Source organism: Psychrobacter sp. (genome assembly GCF_035469765.1).
Classification (GTDB): Bacteria; Pseudomonadota; Gammaproteobacteria; order Pseudomonadales; family Moraxellaceae; genus Psychrobacter.
This window is the reverse complement of record NZ_DATIRM010000434.1, coordinates 1-5,060: the sequence shown is the minus strand read 5'-3', so window position 1 is coordinate 5,060 and position 5,060 is coordinate 1. Positions and strand designations below refer to the sequence as shown.

The 5,060-nt window shown below is 46.8% G+C and carries 5 protein-coding genes; all 5 read left to right on the top strand.

All coding sequences use genetic code 11. The annotated features are described in order from the left end of the window. Window positions 1-236 (top strand): hypothetical protein (locus tag VLN09_RS11905; protein WP_325246785.1); only part of this gene is annotated, 236 nt, incomplete at its 5' end. Further along, window positions 233-1,030, top strand: a complete 798-nt coding sequence (locus VLN09_RS11900) for a carbon-nitrogen hydrolase family protein (protein ID WP_325246783.1) — start codon at window positions 233-235, stop codon at window positions 1,028-1,030. The genes VLN09_RS11905 and VLN09_RS11900, both read left to right, overlap by 4 nt. Further along, window positions 1,027-1,770, top strand: a complete 744-nt coding sequence (locus VLN09_RS11895; RefSeq protein ID WP_325246781.1) for an MBL fold metallo-hydrolase — start codon at window positions 1,027-1,029, stop codon at window positions 1,768-1,770. Before VLN09_RS11900 ends, VLN09_RS11895 begins: the two co-directional genes overlap by 4 nt. A 92-nt stretch (window positions 1,771-1,862) precedes the next feature. Then, window positions 1,863-3,584, top strand: a complete 1,722-nt coding sequence (locus VLN09_RS11890; RefSeq protein WP_325246779.1) for a 5-guanidino-2-oxopentanoate decarboxylase — start codon at window positions 1,863-1,865, stop codon at window positions 3,582-3,584. A gap of 88 nt (window positions 3,585-3,672) precedes the next feature. Beyond that, window positions 3,673-5,060: D-lactate dehydrogenase (gene dld, locus VLN09_RS11885; RefSeq protein ID WP_325246777.1), on the top strand; the 1,388-nt coding region annotated here is incomplete at its 3' end.

Below are 5,060 nucleotides of genomic sequence, written 5' to 3'. Positions count from 1 at the left end.
CGGCAAAGCTTCTTGACTCTACTCATCAATTAGGACGTCCTACTGCAAAGATTGCTATCGCGGCTTACTTCATTGGTGCTGCTCTTGCGGCTTATTGGACCTTGATATCTCCTCCATCTTTTGGTGCGTCATTACCCGTCTTTATCATCACTGGCGGACTCTACTGGCTAGGCGCTACTTTGTTTACTCGTCCTAGTGATGTCATCGTCCCAGCTCAAGAGAAGCCTGCATTATGAAATTGATGGTTGCTCAAACGGATCCTTTATGGGCTGAACCTACGGCCAATCTAGAGGCTTTAGAGTCGCTTTGCCGCCTAGCAGTAGAGGCAAAAGTAGATCTGCTCGCACTGCCAGAGCTGGCGTTCACAGGCTACAATATCTTTGAGCGTCTTGATAGCTTAGCGGAAGCGATCGACGGCCCCATCGTTACCGAAGTTGCTAAGCTTGCTAGTAAGTACAATTTACATTTGCTATTCGGGCTCGCTGAACGGCGTCCCGGTGGCGAGCTGAGCAACTCTGCCATACTGATAGACGATAACGGGCAGCACCTCGCGACTTATGATAAGCGTTATTTATGGGATCGCGAAAACGTGTTTTTTACGGCGGGTAAAAAGTCCTGTGTGGTCGATACTCGATTTGGCAAATTGGGATTGATGATTTGTTATGACAACGAGTTTCCAGAAGTGGCAAGAGAGCTGGCGCAAGCAGGCGCACAAATCATCCTGTCACCTACAGCCAATATGTTGCCAAATGCAGAGCGTCAGGTACTACAAATCCGCGCTCGAGCGATGGACAATCAATGCTTTGTCGCTTGTATCAATCGCTCGGGCGAGGAAGGGGCGCTGCATTATTGTGGAAACAGTATCGTCGCTGGTCCTGATGGTGAGGTGCTCGGCAGACTTGGCTTAGCGGCTGGCACTGTGATAGTAGATATCGATCTTGCCCGTATCGATGAGAGTCGCACGCACCAAGACTATCTTCAAGACCTAAATCTTAAAGACTTGGATATCTTTAATGGAGTTGACTCATGACTGAACAATCACTACCGCGTATCAAACCAGAGAACTGGTATCGCACAACAGCGCTCAGCGATGGAATTACGCTAATCGACGAGCCGTGGATCAAACCGTTTTTTCGTTGTAACCTTTGGCACGTACGAGGAAGTCAGCGTGATTTATTGGTAGATTTTGGCTTAGGTGCTGTGCCATTGCGTCGTCACGTTGCTTTGCTCACTGATCGCGATATCGTTGGCGTTGCCAGTCACACCCATTTTGACCATATTGGCGCTGCGAGTGAGTTTGACTGCTGTCACGTACACTCTGCTGAAGCCCATATTCTCGCTGAACCAGACAATGCCCGTACTTTGGCGGATATGTTTGTCAACGACGAGATGTTTGACGCACTACCTCCTGAGCCTTACGCTCATTGCGGCTACAAAATCCCTGCACCAGCAAAAATCATGCAACTTGAAGATGGTGACATGATCGACTTGGGCAATCGTCAATTTGAGGTGATTCATACGCCAGGTCACTCGCCAGGTGGCATCGCCTTGTGGGAAGCTGCTAGCGAAACGCTCATTTCTGGCGATCTCATCTACGACGGTCCATTGATCGAAGATACATGGCACAGCAATATGTCTGACTATGCTAAGAGCATGCGACGCCTAAATGCTCTGCCTGTGCGTGTCGTTCATGGCGGCCATTTCCCTAGCTTTTCAGGTAAACGTTTAAACGTGATGATTGATGATTGGTTACGGCACCATGACTTGTAATTTGTAGCACTTAATTACTATTTAAAATAAACAGCTATTCCAAATAAATAATTTAATCCAATACTTATTGAGCTTTTTAGGATGATTGACCCATGACCCAATTGACACAAACACTTTCTTCATTGTCCGAAAACTTGTCTCTGACCTGTGGTGAGCTGTTGGTACAGTGGTTAGAATACTATGGTGTGGAGACCGTTTTTGGCATACCGGGCGTACATACGGTCGAGCTATACCGTGGTCTACCGAATACCGATATTCGCCACGTGACGCCGCGTCATGAGCAAGGTGCAGGCTTTATGGCGGACGGCTATTATCGTGCGTCTGGTAAAGTAGGGGTTTGTTTTATCATTACCGGTCCCGGCATGACCAATATCATGACAGCGATGGCGCAAGCATTAGCGGATTCTATACCGATGCTGGTGATATCTAGTGTCAATAAAGTGCAGGATACCGGCAGCGGTGAAGGGCACTTGCATGAGCTACATGATCAACAAGGCATGGTCAGTAAAGTGGCGCTCATGAGCAAAACCATCTGGCAGCCTGAGTCATTGCCCAAAGTCATCGCTGAAGCTTTTGCTTTATTTAATGGTGCGCGTCCGGGACCGGTTCATATCCAGCTGCCTATTGATGTGATTACTGCTGATGCCAGCCATGTCGCTAAGCCGCCTAGTTTGAACCATCTGGCGAATGGCCAAGCTGATACAAGTAGCTTGACTCTACCGCAAGTAATGAGACCGCTCCCGAATCCTGCGCAGTTAGACCTAATTGCCCAGTCATTAAAAACAGCAAAAAACCCAGTACTGCTTTATGGTGGCGGCTGCGTCGATGTCGATTGTGATGCGCAAAAACTGGCAGAGCTGATAGATGCGCCAACGTTTTTGACCATTAATGCCAAAGGTCTGCTACCACCTGGTCATCCGTTAAGTCTGGGTAGCAATCAGTCATTAGCAGCAGGTCGCGCTGTGATTAGTGAGGCGGACTTGGTCTTAGCGATAGGGACTGAGCTTGGCGAGACTGATTATGACGTCTTCTTTAATGGCGAGTTTAAAATCAATGGCACACTGATTCGTATCGACTGCGATGCTCAGCAATTGCAGCGTCCTTTTAGAGCGGATATTGCGCTATTGTCAGATGCGCAAATGGCCATCAGCGGTCTATGTGCTCGCTTAGAGAATCAACCGCTGAATCATCAAGCACTCGTGCGAGTAGCTGAGTCAAAACAGGCGTTATTGGAAGAAATGACACCAGATTTCGCTGGTCAAAACGCACTGCTACAGCTGATTCGAGATGAAGTAACAGACGTTATTTTTGTTGGTGACTCGACGCAGCCTGTCTATAGTGGCAATCTTGGCTTTGAGGCGTTAGCAACGCGTCGATGGTTTAACTCATCGACGGGATTTGGCACTTTAGGTTATGGTTTGCCTGCGGCTATTGGCGCTATGATTGGCTCGAAAGCGCCGGTTATTAGTCTGATTGGTGATGGCGGGATTCAGTTTACCATTGCAGAACTCATCTGCGCCGCTGAGCTTGAACTGCCATTGATTGTGTTGTTATGGAATAATCAAGGTTATGGGGAGATTCGCCGTTATATGGAAGAGGGCGGCTTACCGCTCATTGGTGTTAATATCAAAACCCCAAATTTTGAACTACTAGCTGCAGGCTTTGGCGCAGGCTATCGTAGAATAACTGCCAAGCAACAGTTACTTAAGGCATTAAAAGAAGACATCACAGGTACTCAGCCATTCATCTACGAAGTTGATGAAGCTGATGAGTTCTTGACTGAAATAGGTAAAACATTTCGCTGCTTCAGCTAGAGATGTTATTGAGAGTACTACTAAGAATAATACGAAGGATAACGGAAGCTAATATTCACGGCGAGTTACTCAAGGAAGAACGTTTACGATGCCAAATTCTAACCGCTCATCTCATGATCTGAGTGCAGTGCCGGCAAGCTTGCTTACAGATTTATCAGCCGTGGTTGGTAGCAATCATGTACTGACCAAGCCCAGTCAGCAGCAGTCTTATGTACAGGGAGCGGTAGAATCTACTACTCAAGCAGTTCTGGCGGTTGTCATTCCAAAGACGCTCGTGGCGCTGTGGCGTGTCATTAATATTTGCGCCGCAGCAGACGTGATTATCATTGCTCAAGCGGCAAATACTGGACTGACAGGCGGCTCGACACCTTATGGTGATTATGATCGAGCAGTGATTGTCATCTCTATGCAGTTGCTGAATGGCGTTTATTTGCTTAATGATGCCAAAGAAGTTATCGCCTTACCAGCAGCAACTCTGCAGCAATTGGAGTCGACACTTGCGCCACTCGGGCGTGAGCCGCATTCAGTATTGGGCTCTAGTTGTGTTGGGGCTTCGGTGATTGGCGGTATTTGCAACAGCTCCGGTGGTATGCTGGTACAGCGTGGTCCTGCCTATACTGAGATGGCACTATTTGCCCGTTGTAATAAAAAAGGTCAGTTCGAACTGGTCAATCACTTAGGCGTTGAGTTAGGGGTGCATCCAGAAGAGATGCTTGAGACTCTACAAGCTGGCACGTTCGATAAAGAATTCGTTGATACTAGCGAAAATAAAGTCTGCACAAACCATCATTATCAGCATAAAGTACGCGACTGTGACGCAGATACGCCCGCCAGATTTAATAATGACCCCAATGGATTATATGAAGCATCTGGCTCAGCAGGCAAGGTCATTATATTCGCTGTTAGGGTCGCGACATTTGCCAAACCGTCAAAAGAGCAAACCTTTTATATCTCAACTAATAACGCTGACACCTTAACTAACCTACGACAAAATTGGTTAAAAAGCGACTTAAAACTGCCAGTTTTAGCAGAGTATATGCATCAAGATTACAACGATATCACGCTGCAATATGGTCGCGATACTTGTCTCAGTATGCGTAAATTGCCTGCCAGTAAAATAGGGCAATTGTATCGTTTACAAGCAAAGATTGGTTATTATCTGAACAAATGGCATTTGCCAAAAAATCTGCCAGACCGCGTGCTGCAACTCGCTTCTGTTTTTATGCCAACATCTCTACCTAAGATTCTTGCGCAACAATCACTCTCTTATCGTTATCATTTAATCATCAAAGTAGCAAATGATGGTGATAGCAATATCGACCGTCATACAAGCACTGCCAATAACAATAACAACGAAAATCATATCAATGCTGCTCAAAAATTCTTGCAGACCTATATGCAAGAACAGCAAGGCGCATTGCATATCTGCACAGAAGAACAGGCACAAGCATTATTGGTCTTTCGTAGTGCCGCCAC

Coding starts and splice junctions, on each gene's coding strand:
- VLN09_RS11890 (WP_325246779.1), top strand. CDS start 1,863: ATGACCCAATTGACACAAACACTTTCTTCATTGTCCGAAAACTTGTCT.
- VLN09_RS11900 (WP_325246783.1), top strand. CDS start 233: ATGAAATTGATGGTTGCTCAAACGGATCCTTTATGGGCTGAACCTACG.
- VLN09_RS11895 (WP_325246781.1), top strand. CDS start 1,027: ATGACTGAACAATCACTACCGCGTATCAAACCAGAGAACTGGTATCGC.